The organism is Streptomyces sp. NPDC050504 (assembly GCF_044458065.1).
In the GTDB taxonomy this organism is placed as follows: Bacteria; Actinomycetota; Actinomycetes; order Streptomycetales; family Streptomycetaceae; genus Streptomyces.
On record NZ_JBITHO010000010.1, the window covers coordinates 109,856 to 134,967 of the forward strand.

26 protein-coding genes are annotated in these 25,112 nt (G+C 73.5%); 18 read left to right on the top strand and 8 right to left on the bottom strand.

Annotated elements, in window-relative coordinates:
- Window positions 1–196: 196 nt before the first annotated feature.
- The 11 genes from ACIBNE_RS32480 (at window position 197) to ACIBNE_RS32530 (ending at window position 10,960) form a co-directional block, all read left to right on the top strand.
- On the top strand, window positions 197–610 hold the full coding sequence (locus ACIBNE_RS32480) for a DUF3151 domain-containing protein (RefSeq protein WP_399277971.1): 414 nt from the start codon (window positions 197–199) through the stop codon (window positions 608–610).
- A gap of 123 nt (window positions 611–733) precedes the next feature.
- Window positions 734–1,420, top strand: a complete 687-nt coding sequence (locus ACIBNE_RS32485) for a DUF3152 domain-containing protein (RefSeq protein WP_399277973.1) — start codon at window positions 734–736, stop codon at window positions 1,418–1,420.
- A 101-nt stretch (window positions 1,421–1,521) separates the two neighbouring features.
- The gene (locus ACIBNE_RS32490; protein WP_399277974.1) at window positions 1,522–2,349 is read left to right on the top strand and encodes a tryptophan 2,3-dioxygenase family protein; all 828 of its coding nucleotides are present in this window, start codon (window positions 1,522–1,524) and stop codon (window positions 2,347–2,349) included.
- Entirely contained in the window at window positions 2,342–3,568 is a 1,227-nt protein-coding gene (kynU, locus tag ACIBNE_RS32495) for a kynureninase (RefSeq protein ID WP_399277976.1), read from the top strand. Before ACIBNE_RS32490 ends, kynU begins: the two co-directional genes overlap by 8 nt.
- Window positions 3,569–3,673: 105 nt before the next feature.
- Window positions 3,674–4,522: an alpha/beta hydrolase gene (locus ACIBNE_RS32500; RefSeq protein ID WP_399277977.1), complete on the top strand. Its 849-nt coding sequence runs from the start codon at window positions 3,674–3,676 to the stop codon at window positions 4,520–4,522.
- A 148-nt stretch (window positions 4,523–4,670) separates the two neighbouring features.
- The gene (locus ACIBNE_RS32505) at window positions 4,671–5,603 is read left to right on the top strand and encodes an alpha/beta hydrolase (RefSeq protein ID WP_399277979.1); all 933 of its coding nucleotides are present in this window, start codon (window positions 4,671–4,673) and stop codon (window positions 5,601–5,603) included.
- On the top strand, window positions 5,590–6,813 hold the full coding sequence (locus ACIBNE_RS32510; RefSeq protein WP_399277981.1) for an acyltransferase: 1,224 nt from the start codon (window positions 5,590–5,592) through the stop codon (window positions 6,811–6,813). Before ACIBNE_RS32505 ends, ACIBNE_RS32510 begins: the two co-directional genes overlap by 14 nt.
- A gap of 10 nt (window positions 6,814–6,823) precedes the next feature.
- A complete protein-coding gene (locus ACIBNE_RS32515; RefSeq protein WP_399277983.1) occupies window positions 6,824–8,143 on the top strand; it encodes a sensor histidine kinase in 1,320 nt (439 codons plus the stop codon).
- Window positions 8,140–8,808, top strand: a complete 669-nt coding sequence (locus tag ACIBNE_RS32520; RefSeq protein WP_399277984.1) for a response regulator — start codon at window positions 8,140–8,142, stop codon at window positions 8,806–8,808. The genes ACIBNE_RS32515 and ACIBNE_RS32520 overlap by 4 nt, the downstream gene beginning before the upstream one ends.
- 137 nt (window positions 8,809–8,945) lie before the next feature.
- Complete coding sequence (locus tag ACIBNE_RS32525; protein ID WP_399277986.1) at window positions 8,946–10,256, top strand: sensor histidine kinase; 1,311 nt, start codon at window positions 8,946–8,948, stop codon at window positions 10,254–10,256.
- Window positions 10,253–10,960, top strand: a complete 708-nt coding sequence (locus ACIBNE_RS32530) for a response regulator (protein WP_399277988.1) — start codon at window positions 10,253–10,255, stop codon at window positions 10,958–10,960. The genes ACIBNE_RS32525 and ACIBNE_RS32530 overlap by 4 nt, the downstream gene beginning before the upstream one ends.
- 223 nt (window positions 10,961–11,183) lie before the next feature.
- On the opposite strand, the gene ACIBNE_RS32535 is transcribed toward ACIBNE_RS32530, so the two are convergent.
- Window positions 11,184–11,891: a carbon-nitrogen hydrolase family protein gene (locus tag ACIBNE_RS32535; protein ID WP_399277991.1), complete on the bottom strand. Its 708-nt coding sequence runs from the start codon at window positions 11,889–11,891 to the stop codon at window positions 11,184–11,186.
- 313 nt (window positions 11,892–12,204) lie between these two features.
- Here ACIBNE_RS32535 and ACIBNE_RS32540 point away from each other — a divergent pair, with 313 nt between their 5' ends.
- The 5 genes from ACIBNE_RS32540 (at window position 12,205) to ACIBNE_RS32560 (ending at window position 15,706) form a co-directional block, all read left to right on the top strand.
- On the top strand, window positions 12,205–12,522 hold the full coding sequence (locus ACIBNE_RS32540) for a hypothetical protein (RefSeq protein WP_399277993.1): 318 nt from the start codon (window positions 12,205–12,207) through the stop codon (window positions 12,520–12,522).
- Window positions 12,523–12,562: 40 nt separating this feature from the next.
- Window positions 12,563–13,018, top strand: a complete 456-nt coding sequence (locus ACIBNE_RS32545) for a DUF6879 family protein (RefSeq protein ID WP_399278362.1) — start codon at window positions 12,563–12,565, stop codon at window positions 13,016–13,018.
- A 31-nt stretch (window positions 13,019–13,049) separates the two neighbouring features.
- On the top strand, window positions 13,050–13,898 hold the full coding sequence (locus tag ACIBNE_RS32550) for a helix-turn-helix domain-containing protein (protein WP_399277994.1): 849 nt from the start codon (window positions 13,050–13,052) through the stop codon (window positions 13,896–13,898).
- Between the two features lie 139 nt (window positions 13,899–14,037).
- Window positions 14,038–15,159 (top strand): adenosylhomocysteinase, encoded by a 1,122-nt coding sequence (locus ACIBNE_RS32555; RefSeq protein WP_399277996.1) that lies wholly within the window; start codon window positions 14,038–14,040, stop codon window positions 15,157–15,159.
- 4 nt (window positions 15,160–15,163) lie between these two features.
- Complete coding sequence (locus ACIBNE_RS32560) at window positions 15,164–15,706, top strand: NUDIX hydrolase (protein ID WP_399277998.1); 543 nt, start codon at window positions 15,164–15,166, stop codon at window positions 15,704–15,706.
- Between the two features lie 45 nt (window positions 15,707–15,751).
- Here ACIBNE_RS32560 and ACIBNE_RS32565 read toward each other — a convergent pair whose 3' ends face one another.
- Complete coding sequence (locus tag ACIBNE_RS32565) at window positions 15,752–17,368, bottom strand: ABC transporter permease (protein WP_399278000.1); 1,617 nt, start codon at window positions 17,366–17,368, stop codon at window positions 15,752–15,754.
- Window positions 17,365–18,315, bottom strand: a complete 951-nt coding sequence (locus ACIBNE_RS32570) for an ATP-binding cassette domain-containing protein (protein ID WP_399278002.1) — start codon at window positions 18,313–18,315, stop codon at window positions 17,365–17,367. The genes ACIBNE_RS32565 and ACIBNE_RS32570 overlap by 4 nt, the downstream gene beginning before the upstream one ends.
- A 92-nt stretch (window positions 18,316–18,407) precedes the next feature.
- Between ACIBNE_RS32570 and ACIBNE_RS32575 the strand changes: the two genes are divergently transcribed.
- Entirely contained in the window at window positions 18,408–18,947 is a 540-nt protein-coding gene (locus tag ACIBNE_RS32575; RefSeq protein WP_399278004.1) for a GbsR/MarR family transcriptional regulator, read from the top strand.
- Window positions 18,948–19,009: 62 nt separating this feature from the next.
- On the opposite strand, the gene ACIBNE_RS32580 is transcribed toward ACIBNE_RS32575, so the two are convergent.
- From ACIBNE_RS32580 to ACIBNE_RS32590, 3 genes are all read right to left on the bottom strand, one after another.
- The gene (locus ACIBNE_RS32580; protein WP_399278006.1) at window positions 19,010–19,483 is read right to left on the bottom strand and encodes an NUDIX hydrolase; all 474 of its coding nucleotides are present in this window, start codon (window positions 19,481–19,483) and stop codon (window positions 19,010–19,012) included.
- 62 nt (window positions 19,484–19,545) lie between these two features.
- The gene (locus tag ACIBNE_RS32585) at window positions 19,546–20,343 is read right to left on the bottom strand and encodes a HEAT repeat domain-containing protein (RefSeq protein ID WP_399278009.1); all 798 of its coding nucleotides are present in this window, start codon (window positions 20,341–20,343) and stop codon (window positions 19,546–19,548) included.
- A gap of 152 nt (window positions 20,344–20,495) precedes the next feature.
- The gene (locus tag ACIBNE_RS32590; protein WP_399278011.1) at window positions 20,496–21,434 is read right to left on the bottom strand and encodes a diacylglycerol kinase; all 939 of its coding nucleotides are present in this window, start codon (window positions 21,432–21,434) and stop codon (window positions 20,496–20,498) included.
- A gap of 175 nt (window positions 21,435–21,609) precedes the next feature.
- On the opposite strand from ACIBNE_RS32590, the gene ACIBNE_RS32595 reads away from it, so the two are divergent.
- The gene (locus ACIBNE_RS32595) at window positions 21,610–22,893 is read left to right on the top strand and encodes an adenylosuccinate synthase (RefSeq protein WP_399278013.1); all 1,284 of its coding nucleotides are present in this window, start codon (window positions 21,610–21,612) and stop codon (window positions 22,891–22,893) included.
- Between the two features lie 250 nt (window positions 22,894–23,143).
- Here ACIBNE_RS32595 and ACIBNE_RS32600 read toward each other — a convergent pair whose 3' ends face one another.
- Together ACIBNE_RS32600 and ACIBNE_RS32605 are read right to left on the bottom strand one after the other, a co-directional pair.
- Window positions 23,144–24,277 (bottom strand): serine/threonine-protein kinase, encoded by a 1,134-nt coding sequence (locus ACIBNE_RS32600; RefSeq protein ID WP_399278014.1) that lies wholly within the window; start codon window positions 24,275–24,277, stop codon window positions 23,144–23,146.
- Window positions 24,278–24,358: 81 nt separating this feature from the next.
- Window positions 24,359–24,976, bottom strand: coding sequence for a hypothetical protein (locus ACIBNE_RS32605; protein ID WP_399278016.1), 618 nt, complete (start codon window positions 24,974–24,976; stop codon window positions 24,359–24,361).
- Window positions 24,977–25,112: the final 136 nt, after the last annotated feature.

Sequence of the window (25,112 nt, forward strand, 5' to 3'; positions counted from 1 at the left end):
TGGCCCCGGGGCGCCCCGGGGCCCGGGGCGACCCGGCCCCCCCGGGGGACCCGGAAAAGGACCGGGGCCCCCGGGGGGCCGGCCGCCCCCCCGGGCCCGGGGGCCCCCCCCGGGGGGGGCCGCCCCCGGGCCCGCGGCGTTCTCGGGGGTGGGGAGTTTTCGCCGTGCCGTCCGCCGGACCTGTGACACTGGGGGCATGTCGATTCACGAGAACCTGCTCGGGGGGCCGCCCCCCACCCACCTGCCCGACGAGGCCGAGCCGCGCGAGCTCCTCGCGGGCGGCACCGCGCCCGTGGACGTGGCCGCCAAGTACCCCACCTCCTCGCTCGCCTGGGCGCTGCTCGCCGACGACGCCTTCCAGGGCGGCCGGGCCGTCGAGTCCTACGCGTACGCCCGTACCGGCTACCACCGCGGCCTCGACGCGCTGCGCCGCTCCGGCTGGAAGGGCCACGGCCCCGTGCCGTGGGAGCACGAGCCGAACCGCGGCTTCCTCCGCGCCCTGCACGCCCTCGCGCGCGCCGCGCAGGCGATCGGCGAGGAGGGCGAGTACGAGCGCTGCTCGACGTTCCTGCGCGACTCCTCCGAGACGGCCGCCGACACGCTGGGCTGACCGCGCGGCCTCTGGTCCGACATCGAGTGAATGTACGATCGCACGCACAATCGACACCATTCGTACGTCGGCACCAGAGGCCCCGCCTCTACTCCCCGGTCCGGCTCGGCAGGGGAGTTGCGCATGGCACGGAAGCGCGGGAGCGAGAAACGGTACGTCGGACGGGCCGTGGCCGTCCTCTTCGGCTGTCTGGCCCTCGCGATGGCCGCGGGCGGCTTCGTGCGCTGGCAGGACGACGGGAAGGGCGGGGACGAGCGGAGCCCCGGCACCTTCACCCAGGCGCGCGCCACCGGCCAGGCCTTCGGCAAGGGCCCGCTGCGCCGCTACAGCGTGCAGGTCGAGGACGGCACCGGCGTCTCCGCGGAACAGGCCGCCCGCGAGATCCAGAAGATCCTGGCCCATCCGCGCGGCTGGGCCGCGCACGGCCGGGGCTCCTTCCAGCTCGTCGCCGACCGCCCCGACTTCACCGTCAGGATCGCCACCCCGGACACCGCCGACCGGCTCTGCGCCCCCGTCGGCGACACCGGCGGCGAGCTGAACTGCGAGGTCGGGGACGGCGTCGTGGTGAACCTGCGGCGCTGGAAGCTGGGCTCCCCGACGTTCGACGGACCCCCGGCCGCGTACCGCCACCTGATCATCAACCACGAGGTCGGGCACGAGATCGGCATCAGGGGACACCTGGGCTGCCCGGGGCGGGGACGGCCCGCGCCGGTCATGATGCAGCAGATCAAGGGGCTCGACGGGTGCCGCTCGAACGCCTACCCGTACGACGCCGCCGGGCGGTACGTGGACGGCCCCCCGGCGGACTGACCTGCGACGGGACCCCGTGCTTATGATGCGGGTGGGGACCGGGGCTCCCATCTCCGATCATGGAAGGGGCGGACCGCTACCCGGATGTCGAGGAGACAGCGATGTCACATGACGCCGAGGCCGAGACCCCGAATCTCGATTTCGAAGGCACCACGCCCTACGAGGACTACGTCCAGGCGGACGTCCTGACCCACCTCCAGCACCCGCTGTCGGACGACCCGGGCGAGATGGTCTTCCTCGTCACCACCCAGGTGATGGAGCTGTGGTTCACCGTCATCGTCCACGAGTGGGAGACCGCGACGCGCGCGCTGCGCGAGGACCGCATATCCGTCGCGACCGACGCGCTGAAGCGCTCGCTGCGCGAACTGGAGGCGCTGAACGCGTCCTGGCGCCCGCTGGCGCAGCTGACGCCCGCCCAGTTCAACTCCTACCGCGCCGCGCTCGGCGAGGGCTCCGGCTTCCAGTCCGCGATGTACCGCCGCATGGAGTTCCTGCTCGGCGAGAAGTCCGCGTCCATGCTGGTGCCGCACCGGGGCGCGCCGCGCGTCCACGCGGAGCTGGAGAAGGCGCTGCACGAGCCGAGCCTCTACGACGAGGTGCTGCGGCTCCTCGCGCGGCGCGGCTGCGCGGTGCCGAAGGAGACCCTGGACCGCGACCTCGCACTGCGCTACGAGCCCTCGCCCGAGATCGAGCGGGTGTGGGCCGAGCTGTACCGGGGCGACCAGAACTCCGAGCTGGTCCGGCTCGGCGAGGTGCTGACCGACGTCGGCGAGCTGGTGTGGCGCTGGCGCAACGACCACCTCGTGGCGACCCGGCGGGCCATGGGCTCCAAGGTCGGCACGGGCGGCTCCGCCGGGGTCGCGTGGCTGGAGAAGCGGGCCGCGAAGAACGTCTTCCCCGAGCTGTGGACGGCGCGCAGCCATGTCTGAGGACTCCGTGGGCCGGGGTACGGGAGAGCTCGCGGCGCGCGCCCGGGAGCTGGACGCGGTCGACCCGCTCGGCAAGCTGCGCGAACTCTTCGTGCTCGACGAGCCCGGCCGGGGCGTCTACCTGGACGGGAACTCGCTCGGGGCGCTGCCCAGGAACGTGCCGGAGCGCCTCCAGGAGGTCGTCGCCCGGGAGTGGGGCCAGCTGCGCATCCGCTCCTGGGGCGAGAGCGGCTGGTGGACGGCGCCCGAGCGGATCGGCGACCGGATCGCGCCGCTCGTGGGGGCGGCGCCCGGACAGGTCGTGGTCGGCGACTCGACGAGCGTGAACGTCTTCAAGGCGGTCGTGGGCGCGGTGCGGCTCGCGCCCGAGGGGCGCGACGAGATCCTGGTTGACGCGACGACGTTTCCCACGGACGGGTACATCGCGGCGTCCGCCGCCCGCATGACCGGCAAGCGGATCGTGCCGGTCGAGCCGGGGCGGGTCGCGGAGGCGGTCGGGCCGCGTACGGCGGCGGTCCTCGTCAACCACGTGGACTACCGCAGCGGCCGGCTGCACGACCTGCCCGGCATCACCGCGGCCGTGCACGCGGCGGGGGCGGTCGTGGTGTGGGACCTGTGCCACAGCGCGGGCGCGCTGCCCGTGGGGCTCGACGAACACGGGGTCGACCTGGCGGTCGGGTGCACCTACAAGTACCTGAACGGCGGGCCGGGTTCGCCCGCGTACCTGTACGTGCGCGCGGAGCACCAGGAGCGGTTCGACTCGCCGCTGCCGGGGTGGACCTCGCACGCCGATCCGTTCGGCATGACCCCCGAGTACGCGCCCGGCGCGGGCGCGGTGCGGGGGCGGGTGGGGACGCCCGACATCCTCTCGATGCTCGCCCTCGAAGCGGCGCTCGACGTGTGGGACGAGGAGGGGGTGTCCCCCGGGGCCGTGCGGACCAAGTCCCTGGCCCTGACGGACTTCTTCCTGGAGTGCGTCGCCGCGTACGTCCCCGAGGGGCGGGTGGAGTCCGTGACGCCCGTGCCGCACGGGGAGCGGGGGAGCCAGGTGTCGCTGCGCTGCGGGGACGCGGAGCGCGTGATGGGCGAGCTGATCGGGCGCGGGGTCGTCGGTGACCTCAGGCGGCCCGACGTGCTGCGGTTCGGCTTCACGCCGCTGTACGTGGGGTTCGCCGACGTGGAGTTCGCGGCGCGCGCCCTGGCGGAGGTACTGGGGTAACGGCCCCGTCGCCCCCTGGGGGGGCGGGGTACGCGCCGCGCGGCGGACCCCGTCTCCCCTGGTACCGTCCCCGCAGGTCAGGCCAATTGGAGGGTGGAGCAAGCAATGACGGATCCCGTCGCCCGTGACGCCGCGGAGTACGCCGCGCTGCTCGCGCACCCGGTCGTCGAGCCGGATGCCAGCGCCGCGTACGGCCCCGACCCCGACCAGCTCGTCGACTTCTACGCGCCCCGCGACCGTCAGGACTCCGCCCCCCTGGTCGTCCTGCTGCACGGCGGCGCCTGGCGCGCCGCCCACGACCGGCGGCACGTCACCCCCCTCGCCGGCCTCCTCGCGCGCCGCGGCTTCGCGGTGGCGAACGTCGAGTACCGCAGGGGCGCCGAGGGCGGCGCCGCCGGGCGGTGGCCCGAGACGTTCGACGACGTCGCCGCCGCCATGGACGCGCTCCCCGACCTCGTGCGCCGGCACCTCGACCTGGCCGACCCCCGCCGCACCGTCGTCACCGGCCACTCCGCGGGCGGCCACCTCGCCCTGTGGGCCGCCGCCCGCCACGTGCTCCCGCAGGGCTCGCCCTGGCGCCTGGAGGCGCCCCCGCGGCTGCGCGGGGTCGTCGCGCTCGCCCCCCTCGCGGACTTCACGACCGCCGTCGAACAGCGGCTCTGCGGCGACGCCGTGCTTCAACTCCTCGGCGGGGAAGGGGAGTTCGCCGACCGTTCGCCGCACTCCGACCCCGCCCTGCTGCTGCCCACCGGCATCGCCACCACCCTCGTCCAGGGGCGCGACGACATCGTCGTGACCCCCGCGGTCGCCGACGCGTACGTCGACGCCGCCGCCAAGGCGGGCGAGACCGTCGGGTTCACGCTCCTCGACGGCGTCGGGCACTTCCCGCTCGTCGACCCGGGCGCCGACGCCTGCGCGGTCGTCGTCGAGGAGATCGCCCAACTCGCCTGGTGAACAGGGGGGAGGGCCGCGCGTACTACTCGTAGTACTTGAGAGCTACCCGCCCAGTGGGCTCTCCAGCGGGACGCCGACCACCCTCCTTGATCCGTAACTTCCTCTACCGAAGGGCCGTTCGGCCCACCGGACGAGGGAGTCGACGGACATGGGGACCAGGCACGCGGGCACCGAAATCGCGCGGCGGCTGCGCCGCGCACTGCTCGCCGCGCTGGTCGCCACCGCCGTCGTCGTCCCGGTCGCGGGCGCCGCCCGCCCCGCGGTGCCCGCCCCCGAGCCCGTCGCGTTCGCCGCGTCCGCGACGCCCGCCGAGCGGTACGCCGCCAACCGCGCCAACATCGCGACGGCGGCCCGGATGGCCGAGGGCCACGGCGACCTGCGGCGCGCCGCCGAACTCCGCGCGATGGGCGCTGCCGACCGGCGGTTCCTCGCCTTCGACGGGCGCGGCGCGGGCCGCACCGCCGAGGTCTTCGGCGACCTGGCGGCCGCCCGCCGCGTGGCCGTCCTCGTGCCGGGCTCCGACACGAGCCTGGACAGCTACGGCCGCCTGCTGAACGGCGCCCGCGCGCTCCACGACCGCCTCGGCGCCCGCGCCGCCGTCGTCGCCTGGCTCGGCTACGAGACGCCGCGGACCGTCAGCGCCACCGTCGCCTCGACCGCCCGCGCCGACAGCGCGGCGGATGAACTCCAGCAGTTCGTACGGGAGCTGCCGCCCGGCAAGGACGTCGCGCTGCTCTGCCACTCGTACGGCTCCGTCGTCTGCGGACGCGCCGCCCCGCGCCTCGCGTCGAACGTCACCGACCTCGTCCTCTTCGGCAGTCCTGGCGTCGCCGTCGACACCGCCGCCGAGCTGCGCACCGCCGCCCGCGTCTGGGCCGGGCGCGGCGCGGACGACTGGATCGCGGACGTGCCGCACCTGCGGCTCGGCTCGGTCGGCTTCGGCGCCGACCCGGTGTCCGCCGGCTTCGGGGCCCGCCGCTTCGACGCCGGGCCCGGCGGCCACAGCGACTACCTCGCCCCCGGCTCCGTACCCCTGGACGCCATCGCCCGGATCGTGGAGGACCACCATGCTGCTGCGTGACGTGCGCGGACTCGCCGCGCGGATCGACGCCGCCACCCCCGCCGACCGCGACCGGAGCGTCGACGCGCTGCGCGCCCTGGCCATCCTCGGCGTCGTCCTCGGCCACTGGCTGGTCACCGCCCTGGTCGTCGGCGAGGGCGGCGAGCTGAAGGCCGCTTCGCCGCTGGCGTTCACCCCCGAACTCGCGCCCGTCTCCTGGGTGTTCCAGACCCTCGCGGTGTTCTTCTTCGTCGGCGGCCGGGTCGCGGGCCGCAGCTGGGCGGCGGCCGGGGCGCGCGGCACCGGATACGGCACCTGGCTCGGGCGGCGGCTCGCCCGGCTGTTTTGGCCCGTCGCCGGGCTGCTCGCCCTGTGGACGGTCGTGCTGGCCGCGCTGCTCGTCGGCGGCGCGGCCCCCCGCACCGTCCACACCCTGGGGAAGCTCGCGCTCTCGCCGCTCTGGTTCCTGCTGGTGTTCGCCGCGCTGACCGCCGCGACTCCGCTGGTGGCGCGGCTGCACCCGCTGTGGCCGCTCGCCGTCGTCCTCCACGTCGACCTGCTGCGGTTCGGCCTCGGCGGGCCCGCCTGGCTCGGCTGGGTCAACCTCGCGGCGGGCTGGCTCGTCCCGTACACCCTCGGCGGACTGCGCGTCGGCGGCCGTACGACCCCGTGGGTGCTGTTCGCCGGCGGCGCCGCCGCCACCGCCGCGCTCGTCCTGTGGGCCGGCTACCCGGCGGCGATGGTGGGCGTGCCGGGCGCGGAGGTCTCCAACCTCAACCCGCCGACGCTGGCCGCCGTCACCTTCGGCCTCGCCCAGTGCGGGCTCGCCATGCTGCTGGTCGCACCGCTGCGCAGGGTGCTGCGCAGGCCCGCCGCGTGGGCGGCGGTCGCACTGGTCAACCTGTTCGCGATGACGGTCTTCCTCTGGCACCAGACCGCGATGATGGCGACCACCGCGATCGGGCTGCTCGCGGCCGGGGACCTGCCCGGTCTGCACACCGCGCCCGACGGCACGGGCTGGATCCTCGCCAGGCTGCTGTGGCTGCCGGTCTTCGCCCTCGCGCTGGCCGTCTGCTGGGCGGCGTTCCGCGGGTACGAGCAGGGGCCGCGCGCGGGCCGGGGCGGGCGCCGCGGCAGGGTCGTGCGCGTCCACAGGCCGGGAGGGGCCGGGGAGCGGGCGGCGGGCCGCGTGCGGGGAGGGGCCGGGACGCGGGCGACGGGCCGTGCTTAGGGTGGGGGACGTGGATCACGGGGAGGGCGGGAAGCGGAAGGGCCGGGCGCGCACCGGTTCCTTCGCGCGCGTCGTGCGCGAGGACCTGTTGACGACGCGGTGGCTGCCGCTGCCGCCGCTGCCGGGACCGCGGGTGCTGAGCCGGATCCCGCACATCGTGATCGGGTGGCTCTGCATCCCGCTGCTCCTCGCGCTCGTCGACGGGCTGGTCATGCAGTACGGGGTCGACCCGGAGTTCGCCTGGGTGCTCGGGCTCGGGCAGACGGGCGCCGTGGTGCTCACGATGTTCCGCGCCCCGCTCGGCTTCTGGGTGGGTACGGGCACCGCCCTGGTCACCTTCCTCGCGACCAGGCCCCCGCTGAACCCGCTGGAGCTGAACCCGTCGGCACCCGACCCGGTGCAGGAATGGCCGTGGCCGACACAGTCGTTGCTGTCGATGATCGGCATCATGTTCCTGCTCGCGCTGCGCGTGCGGCTCAAGGCGTCGGTCGTCGCGCTGGGCGTCACCGTCCTGCTCACCGCCCTCACCTTCGCGGTGCAGCGCGGCCCGTACGTCGACAACAGCGCGGCCGCGCTCATCGCGTTCGCCGTCGCCGTCACCGTCGGCGCCGCGCTCAACGGCCGCCGCCAGGCCCGCACCCAGCTCGCCGAGCAGACCACCCTCACCGAGGCCGAGCGGGCCCGCGCCACGCTCCTCGAAGAGCGCAGCCGCATCGCGCGCGAGCTGCACGACGTGGTCGCCCACCACATGTCGGTGATCTCCATCCAGGCCCAGGTCGCCCCGCACCTCGTGCAGGACCCGCCGCGGGAACTGCGCGAGAACCTCCAGGGCATACGGGAGAACGCGCTCGAAGCCCTCACCGAACTGCGCCGCGTGCTGGGCGTCCTGCGCTCCGAGGACCCCGACAGCCCCACCACCCCCACCCAGGCGCCCCAGCCCACCCTCGACGACCTGCCCGCGCTCGTCGCCAACGTGCGCGGAGCCGGGCTCGACGTCACGACCGCCACGCGCGGCGAGGCCCGCCCGCTGCCGCAGGGCGTGGAGCTGTCCGCGTACCGCATCGTGCAGGAGGCGCTCTCCAACACGCTGCGCCACGCGCCCGGCGCGCGCGCCACCGTGGCCGTCGAGTACGCGGGGCGCGCGCTGCGCCTGCGCGTCGCCAACACCCCGCCCACCGCACCCGCCCCGCCCTCGCCCGGCGCCGGGCACGGGCTGCTCGGCATGCGCGAGCGGGCCGTCATGCTGGGCGGCGAACTGGCCGCGGGGCCGACCCCCGACGGCGGCTACGAAGTGACCGCGTTCCTACCGACGGAGACCACGACTCCATGACGATCCGGGTGATGATCGCCGACGACCAGATGATGGTCCGTCAGGGATTTACCGTACTGCTGAACACCCAGCCCGACATCGAGGTCGTCGGCCAGGCCGTCGACGGCCTCGACGCGGTCGCACAGTGCGCGGCGCTCGCGCCCGACGTCGTCCTGATGGACATCCGCATGCCCAACCTCGGCGGCATAGACGCCACCCGGCAGATCACCCAAACGCCGGGCTCGGAGGTGAAGGTGCTGGTCCTGACCACCTTCGACCTCGACGAGTACGTGTACGAGGCGCTGCGCGCGGGAGCCTCGGGCTTCCTGCTGAAGGACGCGTCGGCCGACCAGCTCGCCGAGGCGGTACGGGTGGTGGCGGCGGGCGACGCGCTGCTCGCGCCGAACATCACCAAGCGGCTCATCGCGGAGTTCTCCCGGCTGGACACCGCGCCGCGCGCGCCCGCAGGGGAGCGGGCCAAGGGGCTCACCGAACGCGAGACGGAGGTCCTGACGCTCGTCGCGCAGGGCCTGTCGAACGCGGAGATCGCGCAGCGGCTGGTGGTCGCCGAGCAGACCGTGAAGACGCACATGGGCCGCATCCTGGTGAAGCTGGGGCTGCGGGACCGCACCCAGGCGGCGGTGTTCGCGTACGAGTCGGGGCTGGTCAGGCCCACCGGGTACTGATCGCACCGCGGAGGGCGTCAAGGACGCCGACGCGGTCGGCGCATCGTGGTGTCCGCCGCGTAGTCCTTACGACGGACGCCGAAGGATCCGTACGGGGGCGGACGACGCCCTTCCCCCGCCCCCGTACGGTTTCCCGTGTGAACGAGACCCAGAGCAAGAGCCGGAGTCCCGAGTACGACCTCGCCAAGGGCGCGCTGAGCGGGCTGCGGCAGGAACTGTTCCGGGACGCCTTCGCCTACCGCCCCCTGCCGCCCACGAGCACCGCGGGACCGCTCACCTCGCGGCTCCCGGACCGGATACGCGAGCACGCCGGATGGGCCCCGCACGCCGCGGTGCTCTTCATGGCCGGAGTCTCGCTCTGGCTCGGCTACGTCGTCGGCACCGGTTTCGGCAACCCCGTCGCCTGGGCGCTCACCGGGATCATCCCGGCGGTCGCCGTGGTGATGACGCTGGTCAGGCCGATCGGCGCGTTCTGGCTCTCGCTGGCGATGACCCCGGTCGTCTCGGCCCTCGGGTCGGGCAGCGACTGGCCGTGGACCCCGAGCGCGTTCAGCGCGCACCTCACGGTGCTGATCGTGGTGGCGCTCAGGACCCGCCCGCGCACCACGGGCTGGATGTGGGTGCTCACCGCCGTGCTCGCGATCCTCATGGAGGGCAGCGGCGGCTGGCACCCCGAGTCGAACACCGGCGGGATGCTGCTCGTCTCGGCGTTCCTGCTGATGCTGGTGTCCGTGGGGCAGATCCGCAGCGAGGCGACCCGCGAGGTGACCGCGCAGCGCACGGTGACCGCGGTCGAGCGCGACAAGCGCACGCTGCTCGAAGAGCGCACGACGATCGCCCGCGAACTGCACGACGTGGTCGCCCACCACATGTCGGTGGTGGCGATCCAGGCGGAGGCCGCGCCCTACCGCGTGGAGAACCCGCCGCCCGAGCTTGAGCAGGCGTTCGCCACGATCCGCGAGAACGCGGTGGCCGCGCTCACCGAGCTGCGGCGCGTGCTGGGCGTCGTACGCGCGGAGAACTACGAGGCGCCGGACGCGCCGCAGCCCAGGCTGAGCGACCTCGACGGGCTGCTGCGCGGGGTCCGCGAGACGGGCCTCGACGTCGAGAAGACGGTGACCGGCGCGGTGCGGGAGCTGCCGCAGGGCGTGGAGCTGTCCGCGTACCGCATCGTGCAGGAGGCGCTGTCCAACACGCTGCGGCACGCACCGGGCGCGACGGCGCGCGTCGAGGTCGCGTACGTGCTCGGCGGGCTCGGCCTGCGCGTCGTGAACACCGCGCCGCGCGGCCCGGTGAAGCCCTCGCCGGGCGCGGGCCACGGCATCACGGGGATGCGGGAGCGCGTCACGATGCTGGGCGGCGAGTTGTCGGCGGAGCCGACGGAGGAGGGCGGGTACGAGGTCGCGGCGTTCCTGCCGGTGCCGAAGGAGGAGGTGGCGGCGCCGTGAGCTTCCCCGCAGGGGCGCCCGCCGGTGGTGCCGGTACGCCGGAGTCCCCGATCAGGGTCGTGATCGTCGACGACCAGATGATGGTGCGCGAGGGCTTCTCCGTACTGCTCAACGCGATGCCCGGCATCGAGGTCGTGGGCGAGGCGGTCGACGGGCGGCAGGCGATCGAGCGGGTCGCGGAGCTGCGCCCCGACGTCGTGCTGATGGACATCCGCATGCCGGAGATGAACGGCATCGACGCGACGAAGCAGATCGTGGCGGCGGACGCGGCGGCGAAGGTGCTGGTCCTGACGACCTTCGACCTCGACGAGTACGTGTACCAGGCGCTGCGCGCGGGCGCGTCGGGCTTCTTGCTGAAGGACGCGTCGGCGCGGCAGCTCGCGGAGGGGGTACGGGTGGTCGCCTCGGGCGAGGCGCTGCTGGCCCCGACGGTGACGCGCCGCCTCATCACGGAGTTCGCGAAGATCTCGGAGACGCCGAGGGCACCGGCGCTCGCCCAGGTCGGGGACCTGACGGAGCGGGAGACGGAGGTGCTGGTGCTGATCGCCCAGGGCCTGTCGAACGCGGAGATCGCGGGGCACCTGGTGGTGGCGGAGTCCACGATCAAGACGCACGTGAGCAGGGTGCTGGTGAAGCTGGGGCTGCGGGACCGGACGCAGGCGGCGGTGTTCGCGTACGAGGCGCGGCTGGTGACGCCGTCGTAGGGGGCGGGATCCCACCTGCGGGCCGGTGGGGGCTGGCCGCGCAGTTCCCCGCGCCCCTTGGGTGACCCGGTCACTGGGGTGATTGCCCGGGGGCCGGGGGCGCTCCAGGGTGCACCCCTCGGATCACGAGCCGGAACCGTCACGACCCCTGAACAACCCCGGTCTTGGCTCGTGCTCCTGCGGGGCGCACACCTGGCGAACCCGCGGACCCCGGGCGGGCGGCTCATCCGACGTCGGCGACGACGAGCATGGCCGTCTGCGTGTCGGCCTCCGCCAGAAGCGCTCCGCCCGGGGCCCACACGGAGGAACGGCCGCAGCCGGTCCACGGCCCGGCCGGTCCGACGTGGTTCGCCAGCACGACGTGCATGCCCGAGTCCTCGGCGATGCCGGGATGGACCGTCGCGAGCTCCTCGACTCCGCCGCCGGTGCCGTAGAGCGAGCTGGCGAGGTGGACCTGGCACCCGTCGGCGGAGCCGCGCGCGGTCAGGTCGGGGAAGTGGTTGTCGAAGCACGTGGCGAGCGCGAAGCGGATTCCTCCGAACTCGAACCGGCCGTCGTGCTGTCCGGCGGTGAACACCGCCTGCTCGTGCTCGAACAGGTGCTGCTTCCGGTAGGTGGTGAGCAGTTGGCCGTCGGGCCCGAAGACGAACGTCTCGATGGACGGCCGGGGCCCGTCGGTGGCCGCCGCGCAATTGACGACGGTGGCGATGCCGCCCGCCCGGATCGCGTCCAGGCGCGGATCGTCCGGCGTCATCCACAGGTTGGGCTCGGCGAGTACGGCCTTGAGCTCGTACCCGGTCAGGGCCAGCTCGGGAAACACCACGAGTTCGGCCCCCTGAGTGCGGGCCTGGCCGGCGAGGACGGCCATCTGCCGGACGTTGGCGGCCACGTCGGCCGGTACGCAGGTGAACTGACCTGCCGCGATCTTCATGAAGCCCGATCCTGCCACCCCGCCCGTCTCCGCGAGGGCCGTGCCCTCCGGGACCGCCCCGGCTCCCCGGGGTGGGGGTCGGAGGGGTGCTCACGGCTCGTGATCCGAGGAGTGCACCCTGGAGCGCCCCCGCCCCCCCGGGCAACCAACCCGTGACCGGGTCACCCCATCCCCCTAGGGGCGCGGGGCTGCATCGATGTGCGGCTCCGCCGCGTGGGCGCAAAAAACGGCCCCCCGAGGCAACGGGACCCCAAGAGCCCCGGCTGGCGCCGGCCGGGCCATCGCGGCTCAACTTCACAGGAATGCCGCTCTCTTGACGCTGACAGTCGTGCGGGTGATGGTCGTGCAATCGGGTGTAACCCCTTCGCTGCGGGAGGTAGTCATGGCCCTGGTGTTCGTCGCGAAGGACCCCGACACGGATGAGCGGAACTGCCCGACCGTGTGGGTCGACGTGGAAGCGGAAGAGATGCTGTTCCAAGGGTGGAAGCCTGATGAGGCGAGGTTGGCCGAGTGCCTGCTGACCGGCCCCGTCCCGGACGGTGAAGCAGTGGTTCGGCTGCCCCTGCGCATGGTGGACGCGATCAGGAAGGCGTGCGATGAAGCGGAGCGGGCCGGTGTTCGACTTCGATGAGGTGCTGGCCCGTAGTACCCGATCCGCTGTGCATCTTGAGATGCGCGACTCCTATGCGGTGGACAACGAGACGGGCCGCTACGCCGAGTGGAAAGCGGGCAAGCGCCACGACCCGGACGACCGTTCGTCATGGTGGCGTCCGTGGCACTCGCTCGTCACCGAGACCGTGGCGCGTGGCGTTGTGGTGCGTCGGGCCCGCATCGTCTCCGAGCCTGTTTCGGAGTACATCCGGTTCGAGTACGACGGTACGTTCATGAACGTGGCGGCGGGCGAGCTCGTGCGCTGGCTCCCGCGGCGGCAGGCGTCCGACTTGGCTTTGCCCGGCAACGACTTCTGGGTGTTCGACGGCGGGGTCGTCCGCTTCGGCCACTTCTCGGGAGACGGCGACTACCTGGGCGAGGAATGGACGGAAGCGCCCGCCGTTGCCGAGCTGTGCTCGTCGGCTTTCGAGGCGGTGTGGCGACGCGCGACGCCGCACGAGGATTTCAAGGTCTGACGACTCGACTCGGAACCTGGATGGCCGACGCATGCCCGTATCTCCGTCGTCCAGTGCGCAGGCTGCCCGCGAGGCGCTTGCCGCGCGCCTGCGTGACCTGCGTTTGGACGCCGGGCTCAGCGGACGTGGGCTGGCTGCCGGGGCGGGCTGGAGCGCGGCCAAATCGTCACGGATCGAGAACGCCAAGACCCCACCGTCCGATGCCGACATCAGGGCGTGGTGCGTGGCCTGCGGCGCGGAAGACCAGTCCGCCGACTTGATCGCGGCGAACCGTTCTGCCGACTCCATGTATGTCGAATGGCGCAGGAAGCAGCGGACGGGGTTGCGTAGGCTCCAAGAATCGGCCGTGCCCCTGTTCGAGCGAACGCGTCACTTCCGCGTCTACTGCTCCAACGTCGTTCCCGGGCTGATCCAGACGGACGGGTACGCACGGGCGCTCCTCACCGCCATCACGGAGTTCCGCCGGATCCCCAACGACGTGGACCAAGCGGTAGAGGCGCGCATGGTCCGGTCCCACGTGATCCGCGACGGAGATCACCGATTCGCGCTGATCATCGAGGAGGACGTCTTGTACTACGGCTTCGGCGACGCCGAAGTCATGGCCGGTCAGCTCGGTCATCTGCTGGCCGTCATGTCGCTGCCGTCCGTCTCCCTGGGAATCATCCCCCGCACCGCTCCCCGCCGCATGTGGCCGATCGAGACGTTCATGGTGTTCGACGACGAACGGGCAGCCGTGGAACTCCTGTCGGCGGACGTGACCATCACCGCTCCGTCCGAAGTCGCTCTGTACGTACGGGCTTTCGGTGATCTGGCGGAGATGGCTTTCTACGGCGGGCGAGCCCGTGCGCTGGTGACCGGCGCCATTGCCTCGCTCGGGTGACTCGCGTGCAATCCGGTGCAACAACGTGGTCGGCCCTCCTGTCGCACGTCGAAGATGGCCTTCGCGTCGAGGCGCACGACAGCGGCAGGCGCACGACGGTTTCCGCAGACCGACGTGAGCACCACCGAAGGGGGTTCCGATGGAGACGACCGATCGCGCACGGCTCGACACGTACATCGGCAAGGTCACCGAAGCGTTCGCGCCGCACGACCGCCCTTCCTCGCTGCTGATCACTCATCTGCTGCCCGAGCGGCCCGCGTTCGTCGGTGCCGTCGGCAAGGTGTCGCACCTGCGTGCTGTCCTGCCGAAGCCCAGGTCCGTTCACGCGAGCACGCGCCGGGAGATCGAACGCACCGTGGCGTGCGACGAGCTGTCCCGCGAGCTGTTCGGCGATCCGGACACCGCCGTGGCGTACCTGGAGGCCAGGGCGGCCGGCGAGAGCGTCGTGCTGCTCGATGTGGGCGGGTACTTCGCGCCGTCTCTGGACGCGTTGTGCGAACGGTTCTCGGGAACCGTCCTCGGCGTGGTCGAGGACACCGAGAACGGTCACAAGCGCTACGCGGAGCGGGACAAGCTGCCGTGTCCGGTCGTCTCGGTGGCCCGGAGCCCGCTCAAGACGCCGGAAGACTTCCTGGTCGGACAGTCCGTCGTGTTCTCCACCGAAGCGCTGTTGCGGCAGCGCGGGGACATCCTGCACGGGCGCCCGGCCCTGGTCCTCGGGTTCGGCAAGCTCGGGTCCAGCATCGCCCGTCTCCTGCATGCCAAGGGCGTGCGGGTCATCGTCTACGACATCGACCCCGTACGGCGCGCACAGGCGATGTCAGAGGGGTTCGAAGTGGCCCGGGACCGGGACCGGGCCGTGACCACGGCGGGACTCGTCCTCTGCGCGACGGGAGCGCTGTCCCTGCGCGGCGAGGACTTCCCGCAGCTCAAGAACGGGGCCTACGTGGCGACCGTGACCAGCTCGGAAGACGAGTTGGAACTGAGCGGGCTGCCCTCGGGCTACGTCCGCGACGGCGCAGGCGAGCACGTGAGCCGCTACAGCACGACGGGGCACTACTTCTATCTGCTGAACGGGGGCGAGGCGGTCAACTTCATCCACGGCGCGAGCGTCGGACCGTTCATCTTCCTCGTCCAGGCCGAGATCCTCGCGGGCGCGGCCATGCTGGCGCGCGGAGGGTTGGACGCGGGCATGTGCGAGGTGCCCACCGCAGACCGGGAAGCGATCGCGGCAACCTGGCTCCACTACTACAACAGGTGATCGAATGGCCATCACGGCAGACCACATCCGTACGACCCTCGCGGAGTACGCGGACGCGCACCCCGAGGAACAGCACGCACTTGCCCCGCTTGCCGAGCTTCTGGACCAGGGCGCCGACGTGACCAGCCGGAAGGAGTTCCGCGGGCATGTCACGGCGGGCGCTGTGCTCGTCAACGACCGGGGCGAGGTGCTGCTCGTCCATCACAACGCGCTCGACAAGTGGCTGACTCCGGGCGGGCACCTTGAGCCCGAGGACGCGAACCTGTTGGGCGCGGCGCTCCGCGAACTGGTCGAGGAGACGGGCGTGACGCTCAGTCTCGCGCCCGTGCGGCCCACGCCCGTGCACATCGGCGTGCACCCGATCCCCGCCAACGACAACAAGGGCGAGGGCGCCCACTGGCACGCCGACTTCCGGTACGTCTTCCGCGCCACCGGCGACCAGGCCGTGACGCTCCAGGAGGAGGAAGTGGGCGGCTACGCGTGGCGCGGCGTGGACGCCATCGCTGACGGGACGCTACGGGCCCGGGTCGCCGCAGTGCTCCGGTAGTCCCGCGCGCCCAAGAAGAGCCCCCCGCCCCCCCCGCCCCACGACTCACGTCAGCATGTCGCGGCGGCGCAGGCCCGCCAGTCCCGTCACCACCAGCGCCGCCGTCAGGGCGGTCAGGGCGATCACCGGGCCCCACTCCATCGCCGAGCCCGGCAGCTTCGGGAGGTGGCCGTACGGGGAGGCGTCCAGTACCGCATCCGGCAGGTCCAGCGCGGGGCCCACCCAGCCGATCGCGAGCACCAGGCCCGCCACGCCCCACGCCGCCGCCGCGAACCGCGGCACCGCGCACGCCGGCAGGACCGCGATCCCGCCGATCACCCACACTGCGGGGACCTGGACGAGGGCCGCGCCCAGGACGGGCCCGAAGTCCCGGCCGTAGCCGAGGCCGACGCCCACCCCGCCCGCGAGCAGCAGGGCGACCGTGCCGCCGAAGGCGACCGCCAGGTGGCCCGCGGCCCACTCGACGCGGCCCACCGCGTTCGCGAGGAGCGGCTCCGCGCGCTGGGAGGTCTCCTCGCCGTGCAGCCGGAGCACGGAGGAGACGACGTACAGCGCGGCGACGAGGCCGAGCATCCCGATGACCGTGGAGAGGAACGCGTCGGTCATGCTCGCGTGCCCGCCCATCCGGGCGACGATCTCCCGGGTCTTCTCGCTGCCGCCGATCAGGTCGTCCGCGCCCTTGGCCATCCCGCCGAAGGAGATCCCGACGACGAGGAACGCCGCGCACCAGCCGTAGAGCCCGCCCCGCTGGAGGCGCCAGGCGAGGCCGCCAGCCGTGGCGAGGGAGCCGGACGCGGGGCCCGGCCGGGTCCGGAGGAAGCCCATGCCGATGTCGCGCCGCCCCGCCAGCTCGTACGCGAGGGCGAGCTGCGCCAGCACGGCGACCGCGAACAGCGGCAGCACCCACCAGCGGTCGCCCGCGAACGGCCTGATGTTCTCGTGCCAGCCGAGCGGGGAGAGCCAGGTGAGGACGGACGAGCCGTCGGCCGTGGTGGAGTCGCCCGCCGCGCGCAGCACGAACGCCGCGCCGAGCACGCCCGCCGCCATGCCCTTGGCGAGCCGGGCGCTCTCGGTGAGCTGGGCGACGACCGCCGCCGCGGTCGCGAAGAGCATGCCCGTACCCGTGACGCCGAGGCCGAGCAGGAGCGCGCCGCCCGCGCCCTCGGCGGCGAGCGATCCGGCGATGAGCAGCCCGGCCGCCGCGTTGGCGAGGAGCGCGGCCAGCAGCGCGGCGGTCAGCGGCGCGCGCCGCCCCACCATCGCGGCCGAGATCGTCTCCTGGCGTCCGGTCTCCTCCTCCTCGCGGGTGTGCCGGACCACGATGACCAGGCTCATCACGCCCGCGAGCACCGCCGCGAAGCTGCCGCCGCGCCAGGCGGAGAGCGCGCCGACGGAGTCCCCGAACACCGGCCCGTAGACCGAGCGCATCGAGGAGTTGGCGTTCATCGTCGCCATCGCGTCGGCGCGCTCGGCGGCGGTGCCGTAGACGCTTTCGAGCGCGCCGGGCATGGAGGCGACCATCGCCACGACGACGAGGACCCAGACCGGCATCATGAGCCGGTCGCGGCGCAGGGCGAGCCGGAGGAGGGTGCCCGTGCCCGCCAGCTGCCGGGAGCCGGTCGCGGCGCCCGCGCGCGTCGGCCGCACCGCCGTGGCGGTCATCGCGACACCGCCCCTTCGGCACGGCCGTCGGCGTCGGCGTCCTCCGCGTCCACTGTGTCCTCTGCGTAATGGCGCAGGAAGAGCTCTTCGAGCGTGGGCGGCGTGCTGGTCAGCGACTTGATCCCGGAGTCGGCGAGCGAGCGCAGCACCGCGTCGAGCTTGTCGGTGTCGACCTGGAGCCGTACGCGGCGGCCCTGGACGTCGAGGTCGTGGACGCCGGGCAGCCTGGCCAGCCCGTCCGGCGCGCCCGCGAGTTCGGCGGTGACGCTCGTGCGGGTCAGGTGGCGCAGCTCGGCGAGCGAACCGGTCTCCACCGTACGGCCCTTGCGGATGATGCTGACCCGGTCGCAGAGCGACTCCACCTCGCTGAGGATGTGCGAGGAGAGCAGGACGGTGCGGCCGCGCCGCCGCTCCTCCGCCACGCAGCTCTGGAAGACCTCCTCCATGAGCGGGTCGAGGCCCGAGGTCGGCTCGTCGAGGACGAGCAGGTCGACGTCGGAGGCGAAGGCGGCGACCAGGGCGACCTTCTGCCGGTTGCCCTTGGAGTACGTGCGCCCCTTCTTGGTCGGGTCCAGCTCGAACCGCTCGACCAGCTCGGCGCGCCTGGTCCTGTCGAGGCCGCCGCGCAGCCTGCCGTGGAGGTCGATGACCTCGCCTCCGGAGAGGTTCCGCCAGAGCGTGACGTCGCCGGGGACGTAGGCCACCCGCCGGTGCAGCTCGACCGCGTCGTCCCAGGGGTCCTTGCCGAGCACCCGCGCGGTGCCGGAGTCGGCGCGGAGCAGGCCGAGCAGCACGCGGACGGCGGTGGACTTCCCGGCGCCGTTCGGTCCGAGGAAGCCGTGGACCTCACCGCTCCTGACGGTGAGGTCGAGCGAGTCCAGGGCGTGGGTGCGCCCGAACGACTTGTGCAGTCCGGCCACCTCGATGGCGGTGTTTGCCTTCGTCATAATTCTGAACGTACAGTAGTTTCACGAAGTTGTGAAGTTAAGGAAGCGTATAAAGTCGGGGTGGGCACCGGACACGGGGAGACGATGGCGTTATGAGCGACGAAGACGGCACGACCAGCACGAACACCGCTGAGGGGGAGGCGCGCGACGAGGCCCGTGACGAAGCACGCGACGAGGCGCGTTCGCGCTTCGTCGAGCGCTTCGCCTCGGAGCTGACCGAGGCGGGGATGCAGCGGATGGCCTCGCGGGTGTTCGCCGCGCTCCTCGCGTCCGAGACGGCGAGCATGACGTCGGCGGAGCTCGCCGAGCAGCTGCGGATCAGCCCGGCGGCGGTGTCGGGCGCCGTCCGCTACCTCTCCCAGACCGGCATGGTCGCCCGCGAGCGCGAGCCCGGCTCCCGGCGGGACCTGTACGTGCTCCACAACGAACTCTGGTACGAGACCTTCTCGCGCCGCGACCAGGTGCTCACCCGCTGGGAGAAGGTCCTCAAGGACGGCGCGGAACTGCTGGGCCCGGACAGTCCGGCGGGGCGGCGGGCGGCGGAGAGCGCGGCGTTCTTCGAGTTCATCCAGGAGGAACTGGGCCGCATGATGGAGCGCTGGAGCGCGCACCGGGCGACGCTGGACCTCTAGGGCCCGGGATTCGCGGGGGTACGGCTCCGGGGCCGGTCCGGCGGCGGAGCCCGTACGCCCCCTCAGTGCTGGATCAGCCCGCCGACCGGCACGGCGGCGACGTGGCCGGTCGCCGGGAGCGTTCGCGCCAGCGCGAGGCCGACGTCGACCAGCGAGGACCGGCGCAGCCCGGCGACCTCGGCGACCGGCGTCCAGACGGACTCGGCGATCTCGTCGCCCGGCGCGGGCCGCAACCGCCCGCCGACGATCCGCACCCGGTAGAAGACGCCGACGTTCTGGTGCTCGGGCCCGCCGGGGACCGTGCGCTCGGCCGCGGGGATCACCCGGGAGTCCACGCCGAGCAGCCGCTCGACGACCGCGTCGCAGCCGGTCTCCTCGGCGACCTCCCTGACCACCGCGTCGAACGGGTCCTCCGCGTGCTCGACCCTGCCGCCGGGAAGGGTCCAGTTGCTCTCGCCCCTCGACGACACGTGCCGGGCGAGGAGCACCCGCCCGTCCTCGACGCACACGGCGTATGCCGCCAGCCGGAAGCTCATCCGATGACCCTATCTCCCGTACGGGCCAACCGAGTTGCTGACCGGTCCTGACGGTTCGCGGCTCACGGTTCGCGGACCGCCGCCACCGCCTCCCGGACGTCCGGGTGCGGGTCGTCCGCGAGGCCGCCCAGCAGCGCGGCGACCCCCGGCGTCGACCAACGGGCCACCGCCCACACCAGCGCCTCCCGCACCGTGGGGTCGGGGTGCCCGGCGAGGCGGCTCAACCGGTCGAGCGGGCCGCGCCGACGCATCCCGAACCAGTACAGCGCGTCCCGGATCACGACCGGGTCCCCCGGATCTTCGGCCGCGATCCGGGCGAGCAGCACCTCGACGGGCGGCGGCGGGCCGTCCAGCGGGTGCGGCAACCGCTCGCGCAGGCGCCGCGATCCGTACCCGCCGCGCACGCGGCACCCGAAACAGGTGCAGGGGCGCGTGCCGTGCGCGTCCGGCGCGTAACGCCAGCCCGCCACCTGCGGCGCGGTGCGGATCCGGTGCACCTCGCGCGCCCGGACCGCCCGGGGCACGAACACCTCCCACCCGCGCGGGTCCCTCAGCGCCGCGATCCGCCGCACCGCCTCCGCCGCCGGGACGGACGCCTGGGCGTCCAGCATCCGGTCGCCGTACCGCCCGACCAGCACGTCCTGGGCGTCGTCGAGCCGCACGTGAACGGCCACGAGCCCGCCCCTGCTGCCGAACCTGGCCAGCTCGCGCAGCCATTGGTGGGTGAGGGTGTACGAGGGCAGGACCGGGAAGCAGTACACGCCGCGCGCCCCGCCCTGCCCGTAACTGACCGCCCGTATCCCGGCCCGGCGGACGCGCGGCGCGTTCGCCGCGGAGGTCAAGTGCACGAACATCGCCATGGCACGCGATGCTAGGCGACGGCGTCCACCGCCGGACCGGGATTTTCCAGGCGCGCAACGGGACCCCGAGGACCAGGGACCACGTGCCCCGCGAGCGACCCGCCCCCCGCCCGCGAGCGACCCGCCCCCGCCCCCGCCCCCGCGAGCGGCCCTCACCCGCCCCCGGAAGGCAGCACCAGCGCCCACGCCTCCGCGCGGACCGTCCACGTCCTGCTCAGGACCGGCCCCCGCACCACCGAGTCCGCCCGGTAGCGGAACCCCGACGTCTCGTTCGGGCCCGCTCCCGGCCCGACCGCCGTCACCGTCACGCTCGACGCCTTCGCCCGGACCGGGGAGGTGCCGCCCTCGGCGCCGCCCCCGGCCGACCCCGCGGGCCGTACCGTCACCTCCGCACTGCCGCCCACCGTCCGGACCGTCACCTGCTCCACCGGCTGCTCCGGGTCCGACAGCAGGACGCCGTCCGCCTCGACCCGCACCCGGTGCGCGGCCGGAGCCCCGGGCGCCACGGGGCCCCCACCGGCCGTGGGCCTGAGCAGCGGCCACCATCGGGCCCCGCCCGCACCCCGGAAGCGGGCCCGCCCCCGGTCCCGTACGACCGGCGCCACCGGCGTACCCGCCCGTACGGGCAGCTGGAGGCCCGAAAGCACCACCCCGCCCTCCTCGTCGACCAGCAGGTCGAGCCGGTGCGCCACCCCGTCCAGCGCCGCCCGCGCCGCCCGCACCGCCCCCGTGGGCAGCCCCAGCGACCGGGCCAGTGCCACCGCCCCCGGCGCGCCCACCGGCACCATCGACAGGGGCGCGGCCGACAGCGGCGCGGCCGACAGGGGCGCGCTTTCGGGCGCACCGCCTTCCGCACCGCCCTCCCCGTGCAGCACCCGCACCGCCCGCAGCAGCGCCGCGTCGTCCCCGATCACCACCACCCGCCGACCGCCCCCGCGGGCCAGCGTCCGGGCGAAATCCTCGGGGCTTTCGGGCAGCGCGATCCGCGCCGACGCGCCCCCGGCCAGGACATCCCGCGCGATGCGCACGGACTCGCCGTCCGCGCGCCGGGCGACCGGGTCGATGACCACCAGCAGCTCTGGAGCCGACACCTCGGTCCTTCCTCGGGTAGCATCTTTGTGCAAGAGCCCCTTGCGCTATTGCGCCAGGGGCTTCGTCTATTCCGGGGCACCGGTCCGACGGGTGCGGCCAACGAGGGTCGCCGGTGTACGCGAACGCGTACGCCCCTGACCTTGGACATGCCCCGCCCGGAAGGGGTGTACGCCTGTGCCCGCACTTGTGCTGCTCGGTGCTCAGTGGGGTGACGAGGGCAAGGGAAAGGCCACCGACCTGCTCGGTGGCTCAGTGGACTACGTGGTGCGTTACCAGGGCGGCAACAATGCCGGCCACACGGTCGTCGTGGGCGACCAGAAGTACGCGCTGCACCTCCTCCCTTCCGGAATCCTCTCCCCCGGATGCACGCCGGTGATCGGAAACGGCGTCGTCGTGGACCCGGCGGTTCTGCTCTCCGAGCTGAGCGGGCTGAACGACCGCGGCGTCGACACGTCCAAGCTTCTGATCAGCGGAAACGCGCACCTGATCACGCCGTACAACGTCACGATCGACAAGGTGACGGAACGCTTCCTCGGCAAGCGGAAGATCGGCACGACCGGTCGCGGCATCGGCCCGACCTACGCGGACAAGATCAACCGCGTGGGCATCCGCGTCCAGGACCTCTACGACGAGTCGATCCTGGAGCAGAAGGTCGAGGCGGCGCTGGAGCAGAAGAACCAGCTGCTCGCGAAGGTCTTCAACCGCCGCGCGATCGAGTCCGGCAAGATCGTCGAGGAGATGCTCCAGTACGCGGAGCAGATCCGGCCCTTCGTCGCCGACACCACGCTGATCCTGAACAACGCGATCGACGAGGGCAAGGTCGTCCTCTTCGAGGGCGGTCAGGGCACGCTGCTCGACGTCGACCACGGCACGTACCCCTTCGTGACGTCGTCGAACCCGACGTCCGGCGGCGCGTGCACCGGCGCGGGCGTGGGCCCGACGAAGATCAACCGGGTCATCGGCATCCTCAAGGCGTACACCACGCGCGTGGGCGCCGGACCGTTCCCGACGGAACTGTTCGACGCGGACGGCGAGGCGCTGCGCCGCATCGGCGGCGAGCGCGGTGTCACCACCGGGCGCGACCGGCGCTGCGGCTGGTTCGACGCGGTGATCGCGCGGTACGCGACGCGGGTGAACGGCCTCACGGACTTCTTCCTGACGAAGCTCGACGTGCTGACCGGCTGGGAGCAGATCCCGGTGTGCGTCGCGTACGAGATCGACGGGAAGCGCGTCGAGGAGCTGCCGTACTCGCAGACGGACTTCCACCACGCGAAGCCGATCTACGAGACGCTGCCCGGGTGGTCCGAGGACATCACCAAGGCGAAGACCTTCGCCGACCTGCCGAAGAACGCGCAGGCGTACGTGAAGGCGCTGGAGGAGATGTCGGGGGCGCCGATCTCCGCGATCGGTGTCGGTCCCGGCCGCACGGAGACGATCGAGATCAACTCGTTCCTGTAGGAACTCCTCGTAGGAACTCCTCGTAGGACCCCGGAGGCCCCGCGGGGCGGCACGTTTCGCCGCTGCGCGGGGCCTCGCCGGCGCGAGGCGGGTGTGTGCGCACCTGTACGGAACGGGGCCGTTCGGCACGGGCAACCCAGGGGCGCGGGGAACTGCGCGACCAGCCACTCACCGGCCCGCGGATCCGTCCCGCGCAGGCGGGCTCGCCACCGGCAGGTTTTCGGGAAGGGGCGGGGAGGGGAGCCCCCCGTCAGTCACGGGAGCGGCGCCGACGCCAAGCGCGCCCCTTCGCCGGGGGCGTCTCCGTGCCCACGGGCCTCGGTGCGGGACCCGGGAAACGGAGCCGTACCCGTTCCGGAGCGGGGTCAGGGGGCACCGCGTCCCGGGGCGCGACCCCCGCCTCCGCCTCCGCCCCCGCCTCTGCCCGCGCCGCCGCCCCCGCCTCCAGCGCCAGCAGCCTCGCCGCGTCCCGCCCCAGGCGGAACAGCACCTCGGGCGGGAGCCAGGGCACCCCCGCCCGCCACGGCGCCCGCGCCGCCACCTCCGCGGCCGACGGCCGGGCGGCGGCCCGCTTCGCCAGGCACTCCAGGACCAGCGGAGCCACCGCGTCCGGCATCCCGCCCAGCTCGGGCTCCTCGTTCGCCACCCGGTACATCAGCGAGTGCACCCCGATGTCGGGCGCGCCGAACGGCATCCGGCCGGTCGCCGCGTACGCCAGGACCGCGCCCAGCGAGAACACGTCCGACGCCGGGCCCAGCCGCTCCCCGCGCACCTGCTCGGGCGACATGAAGCCGGGCGAGCCGATCACCACGCCCGTGCCGGTGAGCGTGCCCGCGCCGGTCGCCCCCGCGCCGGTCACCGCGTCCAGCGCCCGCGCGATGCCGAAGTCGATGACGCGCGGCCCCTCCGCCGTGACCAGGACGTTCGACGGCTTGAGGTCGCGGTGGACGAGCCCCGCCGCGTGGATCCCGGTCAGCGCCCGCGCCAGCCCGCCCGCCAGCGCGAGCACCGGACCCTCGGGCAGCGGCCCGTGGTCCGTGCCGACGACGCGGGCGAGCGAGGGCCCGGGGACGTACCCCGTGGCGACCCAGGGGTTCGCGGCGCCGGTGTCGGCGTCGAGCACGGGCGCGGTCCACTCGCCGCCCACCCGCCGCGCCGCGGCCACCTCCCGGGCGAACCGCCGCCGGAACTCCTCCTCGGCGGCCAGCTCAGCGAGCACCAGTTTCACCGCGACCGTACGGCCGCCGGCCGACCTGCCGAGGTAGACGCGGCCCATGCCGCCCGCCCCGAGCACTCCGAGGATGCGGTAGGGGCCCACCTCGGCCGGGTCGTCGGGACCGAGCGGGGCGAGGCCGTCCAGGGAGCCTTCCGGGGCGCCTTCCATGCCCGGATCTTCGCACAGCCGTACGGGAGTTGGGGAGGACGTACGGGAGGCGGGGAGGACGTACGGGGGAGGGGCGCGGGCCTACCAGCGCAGGGGGAACGCCGTGTCCAGCTTCGGCAGCGCGACCCGCTCCTCGGCCAGCCCGCGCCGCACGTCCGCCACCCGCGCGTACCTGCTCTGCGTCACGCGCGGCGTCAGGACGTCGATCCTGCCGACCTCGGTCAGGTGGAAGACGGTCCACTCCCCGTACGGCGCGGAGCGCGCGATCTCCGCGATGCGCTCGGTCTCCTCCTGGGTGTCGATCGTGCCCGGCATCTCCTGGTTGACGGTCTCGACGTCGTCCACCTCGAAGACCCGGCCCGAACCCCGGCCCCGCTGCTGGTACATGACGAGCATGCGGGGGCGCGCGAGGCCGACGTGGCGGACGGTCTGCGGGCAGACGTACACCCCCAGCTCCTCGTAGTTGGCGTCCGCGACGTCGTGGCCGGGCACGACCACGGCGTGGTCGTGGAGCGTGCGGAACCAGTCCATGAACGCCGCCTCCTCCCAGGCCGGTTCGGTGTGCCGGTACCGGTGGGTGGGTTCGGCGAGGAGCCCGCGCGCCGCGAGGTCCCGCACGCCCTTCTTGTTGCGGCGCAGATGGCCCATGACGTCCGCGCTCGTCAGGAGGTGGGGGAGGGACAGAATCGGGTTGCCCATCTGGCGGGGACTCCATTCGATCGCGCGGCTGTGCGGTCCCATCGTGGCGAGACGGGACCCCGGCGGGTCGCGCGTGACCGCAATTAGCCCGTACGGGTGAGGGGAGGGAGGCGGAGGTGCCCCTTTTCCCACCTCC